Source organism: Vibrio ouci (genome assembly GCF_004551525.1).
In the GTDB taxonomy this organism is placed as follows: Bacteria; Pseudomonadota; Gammaproteobacteria; order Enterobacterales; family Vibrionaceae; genus Vibrio; species Vibrio ouci.
In genome coordinates this window covers 1-2,721 of sequence record NZ_SATR01000119.1, presented here as the reverse complement: position 1 = coordinate 2,721, position 2,721 = coordinate 1, and the positions used below count along the sequence as shown (strand labels likewise).

Genomic DNA, 2,721 nt, shown 5'->3' with positions numbered 1-2,721 from the left:
ACGAATTTTGACATGTTTTACGGTTGAAGAGATTCAAGGATTTGAGCCGACAATACGGAATTGCCGACTATGAAAAGCGAAATGCCAGAGGGAACAAAAAAATTAGAACAAAGAACTTTTCTGCCCTTTGCCTAACGCCCAATTAAGGGGTGAACAACGCCTACACCCAAACCTAAAGCATTGTGCCATAAACACCAAATTTGAAGTAGAAGCAAAAATGCCGAGCGTTGTGAATCCCTCTTAAATTGATTGTCACGTTTACCACAAACACTTGATTTACATGAGAAAGAACTGCTATTTCTGACTAGTTTTCTGAAGTAAACCACAAGGCTGAAACCAACTTGGCCGCCAAAAGCGACTAACCCAAAAACAGTAATTCCACTTCCCTGCCCAATGAGGCAACCCGACCAAGTAACAACAAGTGCCCTTTCTTTCCAACCAAAGCGCAAAACAATGCTGAATTGCTGAGGCAACTGCCAAGCCGAAATACTAATTGGCTAAGAACCTAGAAGCGACTTTGAGCCAGTTAAACAAGAAGCCGACCGCCACGACCTGACAATGAAGCAACCCACGAATATTGGCATGTTTTACGGTCTGAGTGATTCAAGAACTTAGAGCGACAATACTGATTTGCTGAGTCTACTAGGGGCGAATTGCCTAAGGGACAAAGAACTAGAGCCTAATACCTTTAAGCCTTTGAATTACAAGTAAACATAACGCCGCGTTAAGTAGTGAGCAACGCAGACCACCAAACTTAAACCAGTGTGCCGTAAACACTAAATTCAAAGCAAACTGAAAATGCCGAGCGTTGGGAATCTGCCTTAAACGCTTTGTTAAGTGTAATTTTTATGCAACAAACTCTTAGAGTTAGTTAAAACCAAGCATCCTCTGGATCGATATAAACACCATCACCTAAATAGACTCCTTCAGATGTTATTGGAATGCCTGAAAGTGTGTAGGCTTCACCACGAGCTACTTGATCAATAGTTGCAGGCACTCCATTGTCAGTCCATGCTCCGCTGTAAATTACAGAAGCAGTATCAAGATAGCATCTGTTAACTATCGACACATCGTATACTTCGACCATCTCTTCAGAAACACCAATTAGCTCCTTTTCATCTACTCGCTTCCATGAATTCCAACCTTCAGAAAACACCAGATCAGAGCTACTATCTTCAAGCGGTGGCGTGCTGCGATAAACTCTAACCCGATTAGAATCAAACGAGAGCACTACATATTTACCAGTTGCATGTTTAACCTTAAACTCGAAATCGAGCACCCAAGACAATTTGCTTTCTTCAAATACGTCCTCAAGATTACTAATGCATACTCGCATCCAATGAGAGTGATACCCTGTAGCCTTTTGACACACATAGCCATAGTATTGACCTTCATCAAAAAGGGTCGCAACAAGCTCTCCTTTCGTTGGGGTAGGACACAACTTGTGCATTTTATCTCGCCAAGCGAGTAAGTTTCCACTTTTTAACCCAGTCGGGGCTGGTGTACTTTTGATGCTCATAAAACAGCTCTAATAGGAATATCATGCGGATAATATCACGCAACTGATTGCAATTACACTTAACGCCAAATTAAGTAGTGAGCAACGCTACCACCCTACCTAACCCATAGTGCCGTAAACACTAAAGCCGATTCAAACCAAAAATGCCAAGCGTTGCGAATCTGCTTAAATTTATTGTTATGTGAATTATTTCGGGGCAAAGGCAACATTAAAAACTTGAACTCTAACAAAGTCATTTTCATCAAGCTGAGACAGATCAAACGGGTCTGCCCGAAAAATAGCTGACTTTGCATAACTTTCTAAACTGCTATTTCCAGAAGTTTCTAGTAACTTGATATCAACAACATTACCAAAGACATCAATATTAACTTGATATTTAACTTCCTGCCCACTGAACTCTTCTAAAATGAGTAGCTGTCGCTGAATTTTGTTATGCGTGTTCTGCATCCATTCAACTAGGCGACTATGCTGCTCTATAATAGGGTCGTTTGTATTGTGTTCATCTTGAGAGAACACGTAATTCGAACCCATTACTGTTAGAAATACCAATATTGCCGATAGTATTCGCATTGCACCTCCATTCACATAACGCCCTGTTAAGGGGTGAGCAACGCAATACCGAAGCCGCCGCATACTACCTTAAACACTAAAACCAACGCATAGTAAAAATGCCACGCGTTGCGAATCCCTCTTGAACAGTTTGTTATGTTTTACCACAAACACATGATTTAATTGAGAAAGAACTGCTATTTCTAACTGGTTTTCTGAACCAAACCACAAGGCAAGAACCAACTTGGCCGCCAAAAGCGACTAACCCAAAACCACTAATTCCACTTCCCTGCCCAATGAGGCAACCCGGCAAAGCAACAACAAGCGCCCTGTCTTTCCAACCAAAGCGCAAAACAATGGTAAATTGCTGAGGCAACTGCCAAGCCGAAATGCTAATTGGCCAAGAACCTAGAAGCGACTTTGAGCCAGTTAAACCAGAAGCCAACCGCCACGACCTGACAATGAAGCAACCCGCGAACATTGGCACGTTTTACGGGCTGAGTGATTCCCCCTCTGGCAGGATAGTTGTCACTGTTAAAATTTAACCAGTTTGGGCGGTAAGAATGAATTGTGTCTCGTATTCCAGCAGAAAGAAAAGAAGCCATATTGAAGAAGCTACTGCCTCCATATTCAATGTCAGTAAGCCAGTTGTC

General features: G+C 42.1%; 3 protein-coding genes. All 3 read right to left on the bottom strand.

From position 1 onward, the window contains the following. Positions 1 to 871 precede the first annotated feature (871 nt). Positions 872 to 1,519, bottom strand: coding sequence for a hypothetical protein (locus tag ELS82_RS24085; protein WP_134837665.1), 648 nt, complete (start codon positions 1,517 to 1,519; stop codon positions 872 to 874). Positions 1,520 to 1,705: 186 nt separating this feature from the next. Next, a complete protein-coding gene (locus ELS82_RS24080) occupies positions 1,706 to 2,089 on the bottom strand; it encodes a cell envelope integrity TolA family protein (RefSeq protein WP_167489514.1) in 384 nt (127 codons plus the stop codon). A gap of 371 nt (positions 2,090 to 2,460) precedes the next feature. After that, a partial coding sequence (locus ELS82_RS26755) for a hypothetical protein (protein WP_208733286.1) occupies positions 2,461 to 2,721 on the bottom strand: 261 nt, incomplete at its 5' end.